We start from the raw sequence: 17,400 nt of genomic DNA on the forward strand, positions 1-17,400 counted from the left end.
ACCTTCTTGGAGGTAGCGCTGACATGCCGTTGAGAAATGAAGAAGGCCGACTGCCCTGGTGGGCCCGGTGGTTGACCGGGCTCATAGTGCTGGCGGGCCTGCTGCTGCTGGTCGCCAAAGCCGACCTGATACCCGGCCTGCCCAACCCCTTCGCCGAGGAGACCCGCGACCGCACCGGTCCCGTGGTGCTCAAGGCGATCCAGGACATGAGCCGCTTCGAGGGCGCCAGCGGCGACTTCCAGGTCGTCGTCGACCTGGAGAAGGACGCCAAGTTCCTCCCCGACGCCGTGCGCGGCCGGCGCACCCTCTACGTCGGCGCCGGCAGCGTCGACGCCTATGTGGACCTCGGTGACGTGGGCCCGAAGGGCGTCGAGGTCACCGAAGACCGCAAGTCGGCGGTGCTCACCCTGCCGCACGCCCAGCTGGAGCGCACCTCGCTCGACCCGGACCGCTCGTACATCGTCGCCGAGGAGCGGGGCTTCTTCGACCGGCTCGGCGACTTCTTCTCCTCGCATCCCAACGACGAGCAGCAGATCCAGCAGCTGGCCGCGAAGAAGATCCAGGACGCGGCCAAGAAGACGGAGCTGGCGAAGCGGGCGGAGACCAACACCCGCGCGATGCTGGAGCGTCTGCTGATCTCGCTCGGCTTCGAGCGCGTGGAGGTGCGGTTCAGCTGACGGCCGTGATCCGGAAGACGGGGTGCTTGGGGGCTATCGCGCGCAGCTCCTCGTCCGTGGAATCGGGGCCGACACCTCCGAAGAACACGCCGACCTCCGCCTTCCAGCGCTTGAGGTAGGCACGCAGCAACTCGGGTTTGGCGTCGTCCGCCACCTCGGTGGCGGTGAACTCCTCGACGCGCTTTCCCAGCAGGAGTTGACCGCCGCCGGCGGCCCGCATGTTGTGGGTCCACTGGACGTGGCCGCGGGGAGCGACAAGGAAGCGCTCCCCGCCCACGGTGAGCAGGTTGACCGGTGTGCGGCGCCACTCTCCGCTCTTGCGTCCCTTGACGGCCAGCACGCGCGAACCCCACACGCTCACACCGCGCCGGGTGATCCAGGCGACGAAGCGGTTGAAGACGTTGACGGTGAACCAGCCGGGCTTCATGACGTGCTCGGACACGGGGACTCCTTCGAGAAGTGTGAGCGGTGCTCTCGCCTGAGAACAGTGTGCACCGGTCGGTGGGGCAAAAGCAAGAGCACTGCTCCGAATCTTGGTCGATCTCTCCGGTCCGCTTACACTGATCTCCATGAGTGTGATCAGGACGGCCAGGGAACGGGCGCGCGGCGAAGTGACCGCCGCCATCAAGGAAGAGGCGCGCCGGCAGCTCGCGGACGAGGGGGCCGCGCGCCTCTCGCTGCGCTCGGTGGCCCGGGAGCTCGGCATGGTCTCCTCGGCCCTCTATCGCTACTTCCCTAATCGGGACGTGCTGCTCACCGCACTGATCGTCGACGCCTACGACGCCGTCGGCGCCGCCGCCGAGAACGCGTTCGAGGGGGTGGGGGGCACCGACCCCGTCACGAGCTGGATCGTCGTCTGCCGGGCCGTGCGCGGCTGGGCGCTGGAACATCCCCACGAGTACGCCCTGATCTACGGCTCTCCGGTGCCCGGCTACAGCGCACCGCTCGACACCATCGGCCCGGCCTCCCGCGTCGCGCTCGTGCTGCTCACGGTGGCGGAAAGGGCCCACGCCGCCGGCCGCCTGGCCCTGCCCGCGCCGGACGCACCGCTCAGCGAGGGGGTGCACGCCGACGCCTGGCGGCTCGTCAAGGACCTGGACCAGGAACTGCCGCCGCAGGCGCTTCCGGCGTTGATCGCCGTATGGGCCCAGATCTTCGGCGTGATCGGCTTCGAGCTCTTCGGTCAGTTCAACAACGTGGTCGAGGCCCGGGACGAGTTCTTCGACCACGCCATGACAGGTCTGGCGCACCAGGCCGGTCTCCGCCGCGACCCCGTACTCCCGGGGGAGTAGACAAGGTCACCGCCGTGATCGGACGCCGATCACCGGTCCGCCGTTCTAGCGTGGCGGGATGAGCGACGACGAAGCCGGATACGCGCCGCCCGGCGGCCCCCGCCGGTCTCCGCCGTGGGCACGCCACGGCGCCCCGGGGTACGGCGGCGGGGACGGCCTGCCGCGCCGGCCCTGGATCGCGTCGATCGTCCTCGCGTTCGTCCAGGTGGTCGGCACGACCGCCGCCTCACACAACGGCACCGGGCATGTCCCGCTCGACCACTTCGGCTACGCGCTGCTGCTCGCGGGCCCCTTCGCCCTGCTGTGGCGCCGGCGCGCGCCCGTCGTGGTCGCCGCCGTCGTGTCCACGGTGACTCTCGTCTACCTCGCCGCGGGGTATGCCTACGGCCCGATCTTCCTCAGCGTCGTCGCCGCCTACTTCTCCGCGGTGGCCGCCGGTCGGCGCCGGTCGGTCTTCGCCGTGGCGGCGTGCCTGTACACGGCGTACGTGCTCGTCACGCTGTGGCTCTACCGCTACCTGCCGCCCACTGGGGGCCACCGGGCCTCATGGGCGCAGATCTCCGGCGCCGCGGCGTGGCTGCTGGCCATCCTCGCCGTGGCCGAGCTGTGGCGGCTGCGCCGCGAGAGCTATGTGCGCGAGCGGCGGGAGCGTGCCGAGGACGAGCGCCGCCGGGCCGACGAGGAGCGGTTGCGGATCGCACGTGAACTCCACGACGTCCTCGCGCACAGCATCTCCGTGATCAACGTGCAGGCCGGTGTCGCCCTCGCCCTCATGGACGAACGCCCCGAGCAGGCCCGTCAGGCCCTCACGACCATCAAGGCCGCCAGCAAGGGGGCTCTTGGCGAGGTCCGCCAGGTGCTCGGTACGCTCCGTGCTCCGGGCGAGGCGCCCCGTTCCCCGGCGCCGGGCCTGGACCGCCTGCCGGAACTGCTCGAACAGGCCGCCGGCGCCGGACTCGGCGTCGACGTGAACCGTGAGGGAACCGCCGTCCCCCTGCCTCCCGGCGTCGACCTCGCGGCGTTCCGGATCGTGCAGGAGGCACTGACCAACATCATCCGGCACTCGGGGTCGCGCACCGCGACCCTCAAGATCGTCCACCGTGCGCGGGAGATCGAGGTGTGCGTCGACGACGACGGTCCCGCCACGGCCGGCGCAGGGAAGTCAGCGGAGACCGGCGGTGGCAACGGGCTGCTCGGCATGCGGGAACGCGCTGCCGCGCTCGGCGGCGACGTGGCTGCCGGACCCCGTCCGGACGGGGGCTTCCGCGTACTGGCCCGGCTGCCCTTCGACGCCGTCGCGGCGACGGCCGTCCTCGACAAGGAGATCCGATGATCCGGGTGGTGCTCGCCGACGACCAGGTGCTGGTGCGCGCCGGATTCGCGGCGCTGCTGGACGCCCAGCCCGACATCGAGGTGGTCGGGGAGGCTCCCGACGGCTCGCAGGCCCTGCGCCTGGTCCGTGAACTGGCCCCGGACGCCGTGCTGATGGACATCCGCATGCCGGTCATGGACGGCCTGGAGGCCACCCGCCGGATCACCGAGGACCAGGCGCTCGCGGAGGTCAGGGTGGTCATCCTCACCACCTTCGAACTGGACGAGTACGTCTTCGAGGCCATCCGTGCCGGCGCCTCGGGCTTCCTGGTCAAGGACACCGAGCCCGAGGAACTGGTGCGCGCGGTCAGGGCGGTCGTGGACGGCGACGCGCTGCTCTCACCTGGGGTGACCCGGCGCCTGATCGCGGAGTTCGCGGCCCGCTCCAAGGCACCCGCGGTCGTGACGGAGCTGGAACGGCTCACCGAGCGCGAGCGCGAGGTGATGGCCCTGGTCGGGATCGGGCTGTCGAACGAGGAGATCGCCCGGCGCCTGGTGGTCAGCCCGCTCACCGCCAAGACGCACGTCAGCCGGACCATGGTCAAGCTCGGCGCCCGCGACCGGGCCCAACTGGTGGTCCTGGCCTACGAGTCCGGCCTGGTGAGGCCCGGCTGGCTCGGCTGACCCGTCCGGACCCGCGCCGCGTTCGTCGCGCGGGTCCGGACGGCGGTCCAGGATCAGTCGCCCATGGAGACCCGCTCGGCCTCGGCGGTCCTGCGCGAGCCGTCGGACGAGGCGACGACGAATCCGTACGACGTCCGGCGGCGCAGCCCGGTCAGCGTGATCAACAGTCCGGCGAGCGCGATGACGCTGACGACGACCAGTCCGGGCCGGAAGCTGTCGAGCACCGCCTGCGGGTCGGCGTTGTCGTGCCCGCCGCCCGCGGTGATCGCGGCCGTCACGACGGCCAGGAAGATCGCGCCGCCCACCTGGAACGAGGTGTTGAGGAGCCCGGAGACCATGCCCTGCTCCTCGTCGCGTACGCCGTTGGTGGCCTGGATGTTGAGCGATGGGAAGACCAGCGCGCAGGCCGCGCCGAGCAGCAGCATGGAGGGCAGGATGACTGCGGCGTAGTTCGGGGACAGGTCGATCCGCAGGAAGAGCACGTAGCCGATGAACAGCAGGGTGAACCCGGAGGCGATCACACGGGGCGTGCCGAAGCGGTCCACCAGCGGTCCGATGCGTGTCGAGGTGAGAGCCACGAGCCCGCCCGCGGGAAGGAACGCGAGCGCCGTCTGCAGCGCGGACCAGCCGAGCAGGGACTGCATGTACTGGGTGACCAGGAACTGGAAGCCCACGTAGGAGCCGAAGAACGCGGCACCGCCGAGGTTGGCGCGGATCTGCTGCGGGGAGCGCAGCACGCCCAGCCGGATCAGCGGGTGACTGCTGCGGTGCTCGATGACGCCGAACGCGGTGAGCAGGACCGCGACGGCGGCGAAGGACAGCAGTGTGCGCGCCGAACTCCAGCCCGCCTCGGGGGCGGACACGACCGTGTAGACCAGCAGCAGCATCGAGGTGGTGCCGGTGAGGGCGCCGGGCAGGTCGTAGCCGCGGCCCTCGCCCTTCTCGCGCGGACTCGACGGAATCAGGCGCAGTCCCGCGACCAGCGCCAGGATCGCGACGGGGGCGGGGAGCAGCATGGTCCAGCGCCAGCCCACCTCGGTGAGCAGCCCGGAGAGCACCAGGCCCATCGAGAACCCGGTCGCACCGCAGGTGGTGTAGATGCTGAGGGCCCGGTTGCGGACAGGGCCCTCGCGGAACGTCGTGGTGATGATCGACAGTCCGGCGGGGGCGGTGAACGCCGCGCTCAGACCCTTGATGAACCGGGTGGCGATGAGCAGTTCACCGGAGTCGACGAGGCCGCCCAGCAGGGAGGCGGCGGCGAAGACGCCGAGCGCGATCAGGAAGACCCTGCGCCGGCCGAGCAGGTCGGCGGCGCGGCCGCCGAGCAGCAGCAGGCCTCCGTAGCCGAGGATGTAGCCGCTGACGACCCATTGCAGGGACGAGGTGGTCAGGTCGAGGTCGCGGGCGATCGACGGCAGGGCCACGCCGACCATCGAGACGTCCAGGGCGTCGAGGAAGAGTGCGGCGCAGAGCACGAGCAGGGTGCCCCACTGGCGCGCGCTCCAGCGGCCTTCCGTACCGGGGACGGTGGTGTCGGGAGAGGTCATGCGGAGGACACTACATGCGCATGCATCAAATGCAAATGCATTTAATGTGCGTACATAAAATGGCGGAATTCTGCTATCCTGCGCCCATGACCGGCGTGAAGAGTGAACATGCGCTCGTGGAGCGGTGGCGGGAGGTCCTTGCCCTGCACGCGCGCACCGCGTGCGAGCTCGACCGCGAACTGCACCAGCTCGGCCTCGGCGCGAGCGACTTCGAGGTGCTCGACATCCTCGCGGAGGGCAGCCTGGACGAGGGCTGCACCTTCCGTGTCCAGGAGCTCGCCGACCGCGTGCACCTGAGTCAGAGCGCACTGTCCCGCCTGGTCGGCCGACTGGAGAAGGAAGGGCTGGTCAGCCGGGGGATCTGCAGTGAGGACCGGCGGGGGGTCCGGGTGGGGCTGACGGACGCCGGGCGTGCACGTCACGAAGAGGCCAGGCCCGTCCAGCGTGCTGTCCTGGAGCGGATCCTCGGCGAGGTCTGACCTTCGGCCGGGTTCGCTGCGGCTGTTTGCCGGCGTTCAGTGGGCCTGTGGCTTGCGCCGCACATGGAGCTGCTTTCGCACCTTCGCGACGATCGTGCCGTCGTCGGCGACGACGTTGTTCTCGAACCACACCAGCGCCTTGTCGCCGTCCGCGGCGAGGGTGCGCATCTCGTCCAGCCGGGCCTCGGTGAGCTTGAAATCGGCGAACACGTCGCCGCGGCCGGGCGAGACGAACTCGATCTCGGCGGCGCGGTCCCACGCCAGGTAGTCGCGGCCGAGGCGGTTCATCGTCAACAGCATCCAGAACGGGTCGGCCATCGAGAAGAGCGAGCCGCCGAAGTGGGTGCCCATGTAGTTGCGGTTGAACCCGTGCAGACGCAGGCGCACCCGGGCCGAGCTCCAGTCGTCGGCGATGTCGAGCACCCGGATGCCCGCGAAGAGGTAGGGCGGCCACCAGTTGATCGCGCGCCGAAGGGCTGTGGGTGCGAGGGAGCGTCGTGCCATGGAGGTGACGGTAGCACGCTAAGTTACTCGCCGGTAATGCTTGGGGTGCCGATGTCCGTCAGGTGATGGCCCCGGTGCGCTGCCACAGCGCCACCAGCGAGGTGTCGCCGCTGACCTCGAGTTTCTCGTACGTGGCCCGGTTCCACAGGGCGAGGTACAGGTCGGCGGCGGTGCCGCTCACCGTGCAGTCGGCTTCGCCTTCGCCCGCGTACTCGACCACCAGGGGATCCGCCGAGACATGGGCAAGCCAGTCCCCGCGCCCGGCGGGCAGGTCGACGGCGCGCAGGCGGAGTTTCCCCGGAGCCTCGTTGCGTACGCGGCTCTTCGACCGCGTGTGGAAGCCCGTCAGCAGTTCGTCGATGCCGTCGGCCGCGAAGGCAGGGTCGACGGGGGAGGGCGCGCGGCCCGCCGCGATCTCCGCGTCGACGCGGTGCACGGCGGTCTCGTGCGCCTGCCTCCGCGCCCAGAAGCCCAGCGGGGAATCGGCCCGCAGGAAGTACCAGCACTCCAGGTCCGGTGGGGCCGTCTCCAGCGCCGACACGAGCCGTTCATGCCCGTCCCTGAACCAGGCGAGCAACTCCGCATCGTCCGCCGGTGTCCTGGCGGTGATCGGCTCCGGCTGTATCCGTCCCTCGGCGACGAACCGAGTGGCCCAGCGGTGCACGGTCCCCTGATGGCGGACCAGATCGCGCACACGCCAGTCCGGGCACGGCGGTACAGCGCCGTCAAGGCCGGCCCGCTGCGCGGCGTCCGCCAGCAGCGTGCCGTCCTGGCGGAGCGTCTCGATGAACTCGGCAGTCTCCATGGCGTGATTGTGGCATCGGGGTCGGACAACGAGGCCGCTTCGCGGTGCTCAGTGCGTCTGCGGACGTCGCTTCCTGGCCCGGGCGAAGATTCCCAGAACCGCGGCGTTCAGCACGGCAGCCAGCAGTGCCGCGAGGACGGCCGTCCACCAACCGCCCCAGCCGTACGCGGCATGAGCCGCGTCCTGTCCACCGGCGGCGGCGAACAACCGCCAGAACATGGGCATCCACGGCAGGGTCAGCAGCACGAGCCAGACCCCGGACAGCGTCGCGTCCTCGTGCGAGACGAAGGCGGTGTCGACCAGCAGGAACACCAGGGCCGCGGTCACCAGGCCCAGGTACACGCGCGAGACGCGCTCTCGGTACACCGACCGGGCCGCTGCCCGGAGCCGGTGAGGAATCGGCATGTCTCCTCCGGCGGCTGTGTGCGATCCACAGAGCTGGAGACCACCTTGTCGCTCCCTGCCGTCCCATGGGTGGAGATGACGCGTCAGTTTGCGTCGGATCCCGCGAGGTGCCGTGCCGCACATGCGATGGCGGCGGCCGTCGCGGCGAGCGCGGCGACCGTGGTGAGCGCGACGGGCAGACCGAAGGCGTCGGTGAGGAAGCCGATCGCAGGCGGGCCCAGCAGGAAACCGCCGTACCCCAGAGTCGAGGCCGTGGCCACGCCGCTAGGGCCGCCCAGAGCGCCGGCCCGGGCGATCGCCACGGGGAAGATGTTGGCCAGGCCGAGGCCGGTCAGCGCGAAGCCCGCCACCACCAGCCCCACCGCCGGTGCGAGCGCCGCCACCAGCATCCCGGCGCAGGCCGTCAGCCCGCCCAGGATCACCGCGCGGGTCGGTCCCAGCCGCATCAGCAGGGCCGTTCCCGACAGGCGGCCGATCGTCATGGCGAGCGCCACCGCGGCGTAGCCTGCCGCGGCCAGGGCGGGTCCGGTGTGCAGATCGTCCTGCAAGTGCAGCGGTCCCCACTCGGCGAGGGCGCCTTCGCCGTAAGCCGTGCAGAGGGCGATCAGGCCGAACACCGCGACGGGCCACTCCGTGTGTGTGCGGGACCGCCCGGTGTCACCCGTGTCGCTCGCACCCGTCCTGGTGCCGCCGGCCGGAACGTCCGCGGGCCGCGCCAAGGTGTAGGCGAGCAGTGCCCGCCCGAGGAGGGTTGTCGCCACCAAGCCGAACGCCGCCACTGCGAAGAGGTGCTGCGCGGGCGTCAGACGCGCGGCCAGCGAGCCGCCCACGGAGGCGCCGATCAACCCGCCGAGGCTGTACGCCGCGTGGAAACCCGGCATGATGGGGCGCCGCAACGCGGCCACCACGTCGACCGCGAGGCTGTTCATCGCCACATTCATGCCGCCGAAGCCCGCGCCGAGGAGCAGCAGCACCAGGCCCAGTGCCAGAGGGGAGTGGGTCATCGGGGGCAGCGCCACGCTCAGTGACAGGACCACGGCCGTGGCGATCGTGACCGGACCGGCGCCGAAGCGTCGGCACAACCACCCGCTCGGGATCATCGTTCCAAGGGCGCCCGCCGACACGCCGAGCAGCGCCAGGCCGAGCGCCCCAGCGGAAGCGCCCACCTGCTCCTTGACCGCAGGGATGCGCACCACCCAGCCGGCGAAGACGAAACCGTCGAGGGCGAAGAAGGCCGTCAGCGCGATTCGCAGGCGCCGAAGAGGGGCCGGGGTGGACATGTGATCTTGCCCGGCGAGTACGCTCCGTATTTTTGTTTACGCTCGGCACAAAGTGAGAATAGGACTGTGACCCAGACTCGGACAAGGTTGGAGAGAGGCCGGGGCGCGCTCGGTCCCGCGCTGTCGCTCGTGCACACGGGACGCGCACCCACCCGCGCAGTGCTCACCGCCGAACTCGGCGTGACGCGCGCGACCGCGGGTGCCGTCGCCTCTGAACTGGAGGCACTGCGGCTGATTCAGGTCGACACCCGGCCGGGCGGCCCGGTGGGTGCCCAAGGGCGTCCCTCGCATCGGCTCGCGGTCAACCCCGAAGGTCCGGTCGTGCTCGCGGCCCAGATCCACACCGACGGCTTCCGGGCCGCACTCGTCGGGCTGGGCGGTCACATCGTCGCGACGGCGCCGGTCAGCATGGCCGTGCCCGCCGACCCCGCACACGTGCTCGCCGACGTGGTCGCGGCCGGCGTACGGCTGTTGAGCGAGCACGGGCGGATCTGTGCCGGGGCCGGCCTCGCCGTTCCCTCGGCGGTCGCCGAGCCCGAGGGCACGGCGCTCAACCCGCTGCACCTGGAGTGGCCGGCCGGAGCGCCGGTATTGGACATCTTCCGGGAACAGGTCGCCCGCGCCGGCATCACGGCACCCGCGGGCACGCCGCTGCTGTGCTTCGTCGGCAACGACGTCAACGTCGCCGCGCTGGCCGAGCACCGCCATGGCGCGGGGAGCGGCGCCGAGCACCTCCTGGTCGTCGCCACCGGTCACCGCGGTGTCGGCGGCGCCCTGGTGCTGCACGGCAAACTGCACACCGGCAGTTCAGGGCTGGCTCTCGAGGTCGGTCACCTCACCGTCAACCCCGAGGGGCGCGCGTGCCATTGCGGCAGTCGTGGCTGCCTTGACGTCGAGGTCGACCCGCTGGCCTTCCTGGAGGAGGCCGGCCGAGTGCCCGGGCCGGAGGTCTCGCTGCTCGAGCAGTCGGTCACCCTGATCCGTGAGGAGTACGACGACCCGGCCGTCTGCCGTGCCACGCGCATTCTGATCGACCGTCTGGGCCTCGGCTTGGCGGGACTGGTCAACGTCCTCAACCCCGACCGGATCCTGCTCGGCGGTCTCCACCGCTCGCTGCTCGACGCCGATCCCGAACGGCTGCGGGCCGTCATCGCCGACCGCAGCCTCTGGGGACGCAGCGGCAGCGTGCCGGTGCTGGCCTGCGCCCTGGACCACAACAGCCTGGTCGGCGCGGCGGAACTGGCCTGGCAGCCGGTTCTCGATGATCCGCTGACAGCCCTCGGCGTCTAGAACCGATGGAACAGCGGTCAGGGGTCAGAAGAGCGGCTCCGGCGGATCATCCGTCCGGCTGAGCGGCCGCATCGGCGGGGCGGCCCGGCCCTGGGCCGCCGCCGTGAGAGGCCAGCCCGAGACCAAATGGGCGTCCAGGAGCACCACATCACCAGGTGCTCCGGCCGGCCGGACGTAGAGGTCGGCGCCCGCCACCGCTTCCACAGTGCCGCCGAGGGCGGTGCCGGGCCGGAGGCTGGTCACCGCGGCCGTGGCCCGCGGCGGACGGGGTTCCAGCCCGAACACGGCGGCGTGGTCGACCACTTCGAACGGGCAGGGAGTCAGCGTGTCACGCCAGTCGGGCACGGCGAAGGCCGCGTCGCGCACTGCGCGCAACTCCGCGTGCCGCACGTCCAGCGGTGACGGTACGGCACGGGCCGCGCGCTTGGTGGCGGTGGCCACCCGGTCGGGCACACCCAGGGCCGTACCGAGAACGGACTCCGCTCGCCGGGCCGCCATGAGCGGTCCCCGGCCGAGGAACGAGAAGCAAATGGCGGCCTGTTCGAGCAAACGGGCGGAGCCGCGCTCGGCGGCGGTGATGCCGACCTTGCACAATCCGGGGCCGAACCAGGCCAGATACAGCGCATAGGGCCGCGGGTCGTCCAGCGCGGTGTCGGCCGCCACCGACCGCGAGCGGTCCAGCGCCGCGCACTCCTCGCACTGGTCGCGCCGGGCTTGCGGCGGCAGCGTTCGCGCCCGCGGGCACGGCGTCCACCGGCCGGACCGCCACACCCCGAGGCAAACCCGTTCCGCACCCGGTTCCACGGCGAGGGCCAGTGGGTCGCCCAAGCGCACCGGACTGCTCCGGTCGCCGTGCCCGGGATGCCACCAGGCCCAGGCCGGGCCCCCGGACCGCCATCGCAGACCTGTGCACCGCCACATGATCCGCATGCTAGGCGCAGCCACTGACAGTCCGCGTACTCCCCACGGGGTAGCCGCGGTGCCGCTGGCCGTACGACGACCCCGAGCCTCCCGCGGACCAGGCTCGGTGATGGCACACGATCCCGTCGTCACCAAGGAGATGAGTCCGCATGGACACCACCGCACTGATCCCGCTCGCCGACCACTGGGACGGCGGCGGTCCCGGCCCCTGGATCCTGTTCTTTCCGCTGATCTGGGCGGCCGTCATCGCGGGCGTCATCCTGCTGCGCAGGACCCTCTGGCGTGCGTCCGGCCGTGGGGGCGGCCCGTGGCACACCCGTGCCGCGCTCACCGAGCACTCGCCCATCGCGATCCTGGGCCGCCGCTTCGCCGCCGGGGAGATCGACGAGGACGAGTACTGGCGCCGCCTGTCCGTCCTGGACGAGCAGTTCGGCCGCAACACCAAGGGCGACCGATGACCGCCGCCCGCGTCGTCGACGCGGTCAAGACGTACGGAACGGGCGACGCGTGCGTCCGCGCCCTCGACGGCGTCACCGTCGACTTCCCCGCCGGGCGCTTCACCGCGATCATGGGACCGTCCGGCTCCGGAAAATCCACGCTCATGCATTGCGCGGCAGGGCTCGACAGCCTCAGCTCCGGCAGCGCCTTCATCGGTGACACGGAACTCGGGACCTTGGGCGACCGTCAGTTGACACTGCTGCGCCGCGAACGGATCGGATTTGTCTTCCAAGCGTTCAACCTCGTGCCGACGCTCGACGTCACGGAGAACATCACTCTCCCCCTGGACTTGGCCGGTGCGCGGCCCGACCGCCCCTGGGTGGACGCGCTGATCGACGTCGTGGGCCTGGGTGACCGCCTGCGTCACCGCCCGGCCGAGCTCTCCGGCGGCCAGCAGCAGCGGGTCGCCGTGGCCAGGGCACTCGCCGGCCGCCCCGATGCCGTCTTCGCCGACGAGCCGACCGGGAACCTCGACTCGCGCTCAGGGGAGGAGGTGCTGGGGCTGCTGGGCCGCGCCGTCCACGAGATGGGCCGCACGGTCGTCATGGTCACCCATGACCCGGTCGCCGCAGGCCACGCCGACGAGGTGGTCTTCCTCGCGGACGGACGGCTGGTGGACCGGATGCCCGACCCCACCGCGCAGAAGGTCCTGGACCGGATGAAGGCCTTCGACGGCACCAGAGACGTGGTCTCCCGCCGGCCCCTGGTCCAGGGGGCGGCGTCGTGAGCGGTACCGCACGCGTGTCGGTGCGCCTGAGCCTGTCGTCCCTGCGGGCCCACAGGCGGCGCTTCGCCGGCACCTTCGCGGCGGTGTTCCTGGGGGTCGCCTTCCTCGCGGGCACCATGGTCATGGGCGACACCTTGAGGGCGAGCTTCGACACCCTGTTCGCACATGCCAACACCGGCACGGCGGTGGTCGTGCGCAGCGCGGACGTCGTGACCGTCCCGGGGCAGGGCCTGGGTACACGGGAGCCCGTCGACATGGCGCTCGCCGACCGGTTGCGCGGTGTTCCCGGTGTGGCCGCCGCCGCTCCCGACATCGAGGGCGCGGGTCAGCTCGTCGGCAGCGACGGGGAGCCGATCGGGGGACAGGGGCCGCCGACCCTGGCCGGGAACTGGATCGACGACCCGGGACTCAACCCGTACGCCCTGGCCGAGGGCCGCGCCCCCAGAGCGGCCGGGGAGGCGGTGGTCAACCGTGGAGCCGCCAGGACGGGCGGTCTGCACGTCGGCGACACCACGGTGCTGCGTACACCGGACCCCCTGCGGGTGAGGATCGTGGGCCTGGTGACGTTCGGCGGTGAGGACGGCATGGGGCAGACCACCTTCACCGGTCTCGCCCGCGCCGATGCCGAGAGACATCTGATGCCCAGGCCGGGCGAGGCGTCCGCCATCAAGGTGCGTGCCGGGCCCGGGGTCGGTCAGCAGCAACTCGCCGAGCGGGTGACGCGCATGCTGCCCGCCGGCGTGGAGGCGATCACGGGACAGCAGGCGACCGACGAGAACCTCGACCAGGTCTCCGGCCGCTTCCTGTCGCTGTTCACCACGCTGCTCACGGTGTTCGCCGGCATCGCGCTGCTGGTGGCGACCTTCAGCATCCACAACACTTTCGCGATCGTCGTGGCCCAGCGCACCCGTGAGAACGCGCTCCTGCGGGCGCTCGGGGCCTCCCGCCGCCAAGTGGTCGGCGCGACGCTCACGGAAGCCGTCGCCGTCGCCGGTGCCTCATCCCTTGCCGGGCTGCTCGGTGGGATCGGCATCGCCGCCGGACTGCAGAGGCTGTTCCCCGCGGTCGGTTTCCCGTTCCCCGATGGAGGGCTGGTCGTGCGCGCCGCCGCGCTGGCCGTGCCGTTCGCCGTGGGGCTGGTCGTCTGCACCGGTTCGGCGCTGGTGCCGGCCGTTCGCGCGGGCCGTACCGCCCCGCTCGCAGCACTGCGGGAGACCACCGTGGACCACTCGGGCGCGTCGCGGGGCCGGGCCGTGCTGGGCGCATTCCTCGGCGCCTCCGGTGTCGCCCTGACGGCGGCAGGGGCGACGGGAGTGCCGAACGTGTGGCTCACAGCCGTGGGAGCGGCCTCTGTCGTCATCGCGTTCGTGGTGCTCGGCCCGGTCGCGTCCTCCTGCGCCGCACGGGTTCTGGGAGCGCCGGTCGCCCGGTTGCGGGGCGTGACCGGCGCCCTGGCACGACGCAACGCCCTGCGCAGCCCGAAGCGCACGGCGGCCACCGCGACCGCGCTGATGATCGGCGTCGCCGTGGTGTCGCTCTTCACGGTGTTCGGCGCCTCGCTCAAGGCGACCATGGACCAGACCGTCTCCCGCACCTTCGCGGGCGATGTCGCGGTGACGGCGTCCGGCTTCGGGGCGGGGGCCAACGGGCTGAGCCCCGGACTCGCCCCGGCGGTGGCCGCGCTCCCCGAAGTGGCGGCCGCGGTCGGGCTCGGCAAGGGTGTCGCCGAAGTCGACGGCGGTGGACGGCAGCTGACCGTCACCGACCCGGGCGTGCTCTCCCGCGTCCTCGACCTCGGCGCCGTGGACGGCTCGCTCCGCACCCTGGGACGCGACGGCATCGCCGTCTCCCGCCACGAGGCCGACAGCCGCGGCTGGGTGCGGGGCAGCACCACAGTGCTCGCCTTCGCCGACGGCGACCGGCAGACGTTCACCGTGCGGGCGGTCTACGAGGAGGCGGGACTCACCGGCGACTACGTCATCACGCGCGCCGCCTGGGCGCCCCACAGGGCGCAGGATTCTGACGACCTCGTCGCGGTCGCCTTCAAGGACGGCGTCACCACGGACGAGGGCAAGGCCGCGGTCGCGGAGGTCGCCGGCCGCTACGGCAGCCCGCGGGTGCAGACCCGCGCCGAGTATGCCGACTCCGCAGCTTCAGGGGTCGACATCATGCTCACCCTGGTCTACGCCCTGCTGGCGCTGGCCGTGCTGATCGCCCTGCTCGGCATCGCCAATACGCTCACCCTCGCGGTCCACGAACGTACGCGTGAGCTCGGGCTGTTGCGGGCGGTTGGCCAGACGCGGGCACAACTGCGCGCCATGGTGCGCTGGGAGAGCGTGCTGGTCGCCGCCTTCGGCACCGCGGGCGGACTGGGCCTCGGCGCCTTCCTCGGCTGGGCCCTGGTGCGGGCCTCCGACAGCGCCGGCACCGGGGCCTATGCGGTGCCCCCGGTGCAGCTCGCCGTCGTCCTGCTGGTCGGGCTGGTGGCCGGCGTTCTGGCCGGCTGGCGTCCGGCCCGCCGGGCCGCCCGCCTGGACGTGCTCCGGGCCATCGCCGCGGAGTGATTCCGCGGGCGACAGCCTCGTGGTCCACGGCCGCCGTGCCCCACCCGGGGTGCGGCGGCCGTGTGGGTCAAACCAGCAGCGGCACGGCGTCCGCGGCCTCGCGCTCGGCCTCGGGGGTCCAGCGCTCGGACGGCTCCGGCAGGGCCGTCTCCGCACGCGGCGAGAGCTTGCGCGCGGCCACTGCCGACGGCTCGGCGAGCTGCCGTGCCGGGACCGTGGCCTCCGCGCGCAGTGTGAACCACACAACCTTGCCGCCGCCGGGCAGCGACTCGGTCCCCCAACTGTCACTCATCGAGACGACCATCGCCAGGCCGCGGCCACAGGTGGCCAGCGGCTCGAAGTCACGGACCCGCGGCAGGCGCGGATCATTGTCCGAGACGGCGACGGTGAGCCACCCCGACGCAAAGCTCAACTCGACGGAACAGCGCTTGTCCGGCCGGGCGTGCCGGTGGACGTTCGCGAGCAGTTCGGTGATGCCCACCAGAGTGGGGTCTATCAGGGGATGCAATCGCCAGTACCGCAGCTGAGCGGCCACGATACGGCGGACCTGCTGGATTCGGGATGGCAGTGCATCCAGCTCCAGAGCACACTGCCGGTGGTTTCCTTCGGTGCTGATCACGGCTGCGACTCCCTCCGCGGGAGAGCGCGGCCCCTTTGACCGGGGCCGTGCCCCGCCCCGCATGGAATGGGAAGACCTTTGCGGGATTGCTGTGAGTGACTGCTGCAGTGACTCCGTGATGCCCCTACAGGGTCACCCCGATGGATGCGGTCCGCAACTCCGTGTACGCGGAGAGTCCCATTCCGTTCCCGTTCAGCGCCGATTGGTCACCTTTTGCCTGGCCGTGTGCAGTGCTTCCATGAAGCGGCCGGCCGAAGTGGTGCCCTGCTGGCGCAGAGTGAGCAGGTACCCCGTCCCGTTGAGTCTGGCCAGGGTGCGGCGCTTCACGGCGAAGCGCGTGGTCAGAGCTCGCACGTCCTCTACCGGGGCACTGTCGATCTCCCGGCCGCGGCTGGTGAGCAGCACCAGCCGGCCGTCGCGGATCAGGACCTGCCCGCCGCGGGTCAGCGAGCGCAGCCGCCGCCCGATGCGCACTCCTGTCGCGGTGAACTCCGCCTCGGCCACGGTGATCCCCTCCTCGGTCCGATCGCAGTCTGCCCGGCCCGGGCTGCCGCGCACCAGGGGCTGCCTATGATCAGCAGACGGGGACCGAGGGAAGGCGAGCGGGTGAGCACCATGGAGACGGGCGACGACGGGGCGGGTATGGGCACGGGAGCGGGCATGCCGGTGGCGTCCACGCTCGATGTGGATCGCACCGATCCCGCGTACCGGGCGTGGCTGAAAGACGCCGTGCGCAAGGTGCAGGCCGACGCCAACCGCTCCGCCGACACGCACCTGCTGCGTTTCCCGCTGCCCGAGGCATGGGGCATCGACCTGTACCTCAAGGACGAGTCGACCCACCCGACCGGCAGCCTCAAGCACCGGCTCGCCCGTTCGCTGTTCCTCTACGGTTTGTGCAACGGCTGGATCCGGCCGGGCAAGCCGGTCATCGAGGCGTCCAGCGGCTCGACCGCCGTGTCCGAGGCATACTTCGCGGGGCTGATCGGTGTGCCGTTCATCGCGGTCATCCCGCGCACCACGAGTTGGGAGAAGCAGCGGCTCATCGAGTTCCACGGCGGGCAGTGCCACCTGGTCGACGATCCGCGCACGGTGTACGAGGTGTCCGCCCGCTTGGCGCGGGAGACCGGTGGCCACTACATGGACCAGTTCACCTACGCCGAACGAGCCACGGACTGGCGCGGCAACAACAACATCGCGGAGTCGATCTACCAGCAGCTGCGGCTGGAACGGAACCCCTGCCCGGCCTGGATCGTGGCCACGGCCGGCACCGGGGGCACCTCCGCGACCATCGCGCGGTACGTCCACTACATGCAGTTGGACACCCTTGTGTGCGTCGCCGACCCCGAGGACTCGGTCTTCTTCGACGGCTGGGTGAGCGGTGACGACTCCGTTGCCTGTGAACGCGGTTCGCGCATCGAGGGCATCGGCCGTCCCAGGGTGGAGCCCAGTTTCGTGCCAGGTGCCATCGACCGGATGATGAAGGTGCCCGACGCCGCGTCGGTCGCGGCGGTGCGCACCCTGGAGGCGGCGATCGGGCGCAAGGCGGGGGGCTCCACCGGTACCGGACTCTGGAGCGCCTTCAAGATCGTTTCCGAGATGGTCGCCTCGGGGCGCACAGGAAGCGTCGTCACCCTCATCTGCGACCCGGGCGACCGCTATCTGGACAAGTACTATTCCGACGCGTGGTTGGCCGAACAGGGACTCGACATCGCGCCCTACTCCGCCACTATGGAAGCGTTCCTCGCCACGGGCGTCTGGCGGGGCTGAGGCCTGCGTCCGTTCCGTTCTGTGACGTCG

General features: G+C 71.4%; 19 protein-coding genes. 10 read left to right on the forward strand and 9 right to left on the reverse strand.

All coding sequences use genetic code 11. The features are described from left to right. Nucleotides 1–23 precede the first annotated feature (23 nt). Nucleotides 24–677 carry a DUF4230 domain-containing protein gene (locus RV983_RS29955; protein ID WP_475988820.1) on the forward strand — a complete coding sequence of 218 codons (654 nt, stop codon included), beginning with the start codon at nt 24–26 and terminating at the stop codon, nt 675–677. Here RV983_RS29955 and RV983_RS29960 read toward each other — a convergent pair. Then, nucleotides 670–1,119, reverse strand: a complete 450-nt coding sequence (locus RV983_RS29960) for a nitroreductase family deazaflavin-dependent oxidoreductase (RefSeq protein ID WP_475988821.1) — start codon at nt 1,117–1,119, stop codon at nt 670–672. The genes RV983_RS29955 and RV983_RS29960 overlap by 8 nt on opposite strands. Before the next feature lie 127 nt (nt 1,120–1,246). Between RV983_RS29960 and RV983_RS29965 the strand changes: the two genes are divergently transcribed. Genes RV983_RS29965 through RV983_RS29975 form a run of 3 tightly spaced genes read left to right on the forward strand, consistent with a single transcriptional unit; the run spans nt 1,247 to nt 3,964 of the window. Continuing rightward, entirely contained in the window at nt 1,247–1,969 is a 723-nt protein-coding gene (locus RV983_RS29965) for a TetR/AcrR family transcriptional regulator (RefSeq protein WP_475988822.1), read from the forward strand. A 58-nt stretch (nt 1,970–2,027) separates the two neighbouring features. Beyond that, nucleotides 2,028–3,302: a sensor histidine kinase gene (locus RV983_RS29970; protein WP_475988823.1), complete on the forward strand. Its 1,275-nt coding sequence runs from the start codon at nt 2,028–2,030 to the stop codon at nt 3,300–3,302. Further along, nucleotides 3,299–3,964 carry a response regulator transcription factor gene (locus tag RV983_RS29975; protein ID WP_475988824.1) on the forward strand — a complete coding sequence of 222 codons (666 nt, stop codon included), beginning with the start codon at nt 3,299–3,301 and terminating at the stop codon, nt 3,962–3,964. Before RV983_RS29970 ends, RV983_RS29975 begins: the two co-directional genes overlap by 4 nt. 53 nt (nt 3,965–4,017) lie before the next feature. On the opposite strand, the gene RV983_RS29980 is transcribed toward RV983_RS29975, so the two are convergent. Beyond that, complete coding sequence (locus RV983_RS29980) at nt 4,018–5,511, reverse strand: MFS transporter (RefSeq protein ID WP_475988825.1); 1,494 nt, start codon at nt 5,509–5,511, stop codon at nt 4,018–4,020. Nucleotides 5,512–5,597: 86 nt separating this feature from the next. Between RV983_RS29980 and RV983_RS29985 the strand changes: the two genes are divergently transcribed. After that, complete coding sequence (locus tag RV983_RS29985) at nt 5,598–5,990, forward strand: MarR family winged helix-turn-helix transcriptional regulator (protein ID WP_475988826.1); 393 nt, start codon at nt 5,598–5,600, stop codon at nt 5,988–5,990. Nucleotides 5,991–6,026: 36 nt separating this feature from the next. On the opposite strand, the gene RV983_RS29990 is transcribed toward RV983_RS29985, so the two are convergent. From RV983_RS29990 to RV983_RS30005, 4 genes are all read right to left on the reverse strand, one after another. Then, entirely contained in the window at nt 6,027–6,494 is a 468-nt protein-coding gene (locus tag RV983_RS29990; RefSeq protein ID WP_475988827.1) for a DUF4442 domain-containing protein, read from the reverse strand. A 58-nt stretch (nt 6,495–6,552) separates the two neighbouring features. Further along, nucleotides 6,553–7,299, reverse strand: coding sequence for a maleylpyruvate isomerase family mycothiol-dependent enzyme (locus RV983_RS29995; protein WP_475988828.1), 747 nt, complete (start codon nt 7,297–7,299; stop codon nt 6,553–6,555). A 48-nt stretch (nt 7,300–7,347) separates the two neighbouring features. Next, nucleotides 7,348–7,704, reverse strand: coding sequence for an SCO4225 family membrane protein (locus RV983_RS30000; protein ID WP_475988829.1), 357 nt, complete (start codon nt 7,702–7,704; stop codon nt 7,348–7,350). 83 nt (nt 7,705–7,787) lie between these two features. After that, entirely contained in the window at nt 7,788–8,984 is a 1,197-nt protein-coding gene (locus RV983_RS30005) for an MFS transporter (protein WP_475988830.1), read from the reverse strand. A 66-nt stretch (nt 8,985–9,050) separates the two neighbouring features. On the opposite strand from RV983_RS30005, the gene RV983_RS30010 reads away from it, so the two are divergent. Then, nucleotides 9,051–10,274 carry an ROK family protein gene (locus tag RV983_RS30010; protein WP_475988831.1) on the forward strand — a complete coding sequence of 408 codons (1,224 nt, stop codon included), beginning with the start codon at nt 9,051–9,053 and terminating at the stop codon, nt 10,272–10,274. 24 nt (nt 10,275–10,298) lie between these two features. On the opposite strand, the gene RV983_RS30015 is transcribed toward RV983_RS30010, so the two are convergent. After that, on the reverse strand, nt 10,299–11,108 hold the full coding sequence (locus RV983_RS30015) for a DUF2797 domain-containing protein (protein WP_475988832.1): 810 nt from the start codon (nt 11,106–11,108) through the stop codon (nt 10,299–10,301). Between the two features lie 236 nt (nt 11,109–11,344). Between RV983_RS30015 and RV983_RS30020 the strand changes: the two genes are divergently transcribed. Genes RV983_RS30020 through RV983_RS30030 form a run of 3 tightly spaced genes read left to right on the forward strand, consistent with a single transcriptional unit; the run spans nt 11,345 to nt 14,984 of the window. Then, a complete protein-coding gene (locus tag RV983_RS30020; RefSeq protein WP_475988833.1) occupies nt 11,345–11,653 on the forward strand; it encodes an SHOCT domain-containing protein in 309 nt (102 codons plus the stop codon). Next, complete coding sequence (locus RV983_RS30025; protein WP_475988834.1) at nt 11,650–12,420, forward strand: ABC transporter ATP-binding protein; 771 nt, start codon at nt 11,650–11,652, stop codon at nt 12,418–12,420. The genes RV983_RS30020 and RV983_RS30025 overlap by 4 nt, the downstream gene beginning before the upstream one ends. Beyond that, a complete protein-coding gene (locus RV983_RS30030) occupies nt 12,417–14,984 on the forward strand; it encodes an ABC transporter permease (RefSeq protein ID WP_475988835.1) in 2,568 nt (855 codons plus the stop codon). The genes RV983_RS30025 and RV983_RS30030 overlap by 4 nt, the downstream gene beginning before the upstream one ends. 67 nt (nt 14,985–15,051) lie before the next feature. Here RV983_RS30030 and RV983_RS30035 read toward each other — a convergent pair whose 3' ends face one another. Together RV983_RS30035 and RV983_RS30040 are read right to left on the reverse strand one after the other, a co-directional pair. After that, nucleotides 15,052–15,603, reverse strand: a complete 552-nt coding sequence (locus RV983_RS30035) for an ATP-binding protein (protein ID WP_475988836.1) — start codon at nt 15,601–15,603, stop codon at nt 15,052–15,054. Between the two features lie 192 nt (nt 15,604–15,795). Then, nucleotides 15,796–16,107: a hypothetical protein gene (locus RV983_RS30040; RefSeq protein ID WP_475988837.1), complete on the reverse strand. Its 312-nt coding sequence runs from the start codon at nt 16,105–16,107 to the stop codon at nt 15,796–15,798. A gap of 138 nt (nt 16,108–16,245) precedes the next feature. Between RV983_RS30040 and RV983_RS30045 the strand changes: the two genes are divergently transcribed. Continuing rightward, complete coding sequence (locus RV983_RS30045; RefSeq protein WP_475990504.1) at nt 16,246–17,370, forward strand: PLP-dependent cysteine synthase family protein; 1,125 nt, start codon at nt 16,246–16,248, stop codon at nt 17,368–17,370. Nucleotides 17,371–17,400 lie beyond the last annotated feature (30 nt).

It is taken from the genome of Streptomyces sp. RLA123, from assembly GCF_056270165.1.

Bases quoted from the DNA above. Each gene is read 5' to 3' on its own strand.
- RV983_RS29955 (WP_475988820.1), top strand. From the start codon at position 24: ATGCCGTTGAGAAATGAAGAAGGCCGACTGCCCTGGTGGGCCCGGTGG.
- RV983_RS29965 (WP_475988822.1), top strand. From the start codon at position 1,247: ATGAGTGTGATCAGGACGGCCAGGGAACGGGCGCGCGGCGAAGTGACC.
- RV983_RS29970 (WP_475988823.1), top strand. From the start codon at position 2,028: ATGAGCGACGACGAAGCCGGATACGCGCCGCCCGGCGGCCCCCGCCGG.
- RV983_RS29975 (WP_475988824.1), top strand. From the start codon at position 3,299: ATGATCCGGGTGGTGCTCGCCGACGACCAGGTGCTGGTGCGCGCCGGA.
- RV983_RS29980 (WP_475988825.1), bottom strand. From the start codon at position 5,511: ATGACCTCTCCCGACACCACCGTCCCCGGTACGGAAGGCCGCTGGAGC.
- RV983_RS29985 (WP_475988826.1), top strand. From the start codon at position 5,598: ATGACCGGCGTGAAGAGTGAACATGCGCTCGTGGAGCGGTGGCGGGAG.
- RV983_RS29990 (WP_475988827.1), bottom strand. From the start codon at position 6,494: ATGGCACGACGCTCCCTCGCACCCACAGCCCTTCGGCGCGCGATCAAC.
- RV983_RS29995 (WP_475988828.1), bottom strand. From the start codon at position 7,299: ATGGAGACTGCCGAGTTCATCGAGACGCTCCGCCAGGACGGCACGCTG.
- RV983_RS30000 (WP_475988829.1), bottom strand. From the start codon at position 7,704: ATGCCGATTCCTCACCGGCTCCGGGCAGCGGCCCGGTCGGTGTACCGA.
- RV983_RS30005 (WP_475988830.1), bottom strand. From the start codon at position 8,984: ATGTCCACCCCGGCCCCTCTTCGGCGCCTGCGAATCGCGCTGACGGCC.
- RV983_RS30020 (WP_475988833.1), top strand. From the start codon at position 11,345: ATGGACACCACCGCACTGATCCCGCTCGCCGACCACTGGGACGGCGGC.
- RV983_RS30025 (WP_475988834.1), top strand. From the start codon at position 11,650: ATGACCGCCGCCCGCGTCGTCGACGCGGTCAAGACGTACGGAACGGGC.
- RV983_RS30045 (WP_475990504.1), top strand. From the start codon at position 16,246: ATGGGCACGGGAGCGGGCATGCCGGTGGCGTCCACGCTCGATGTGGAT.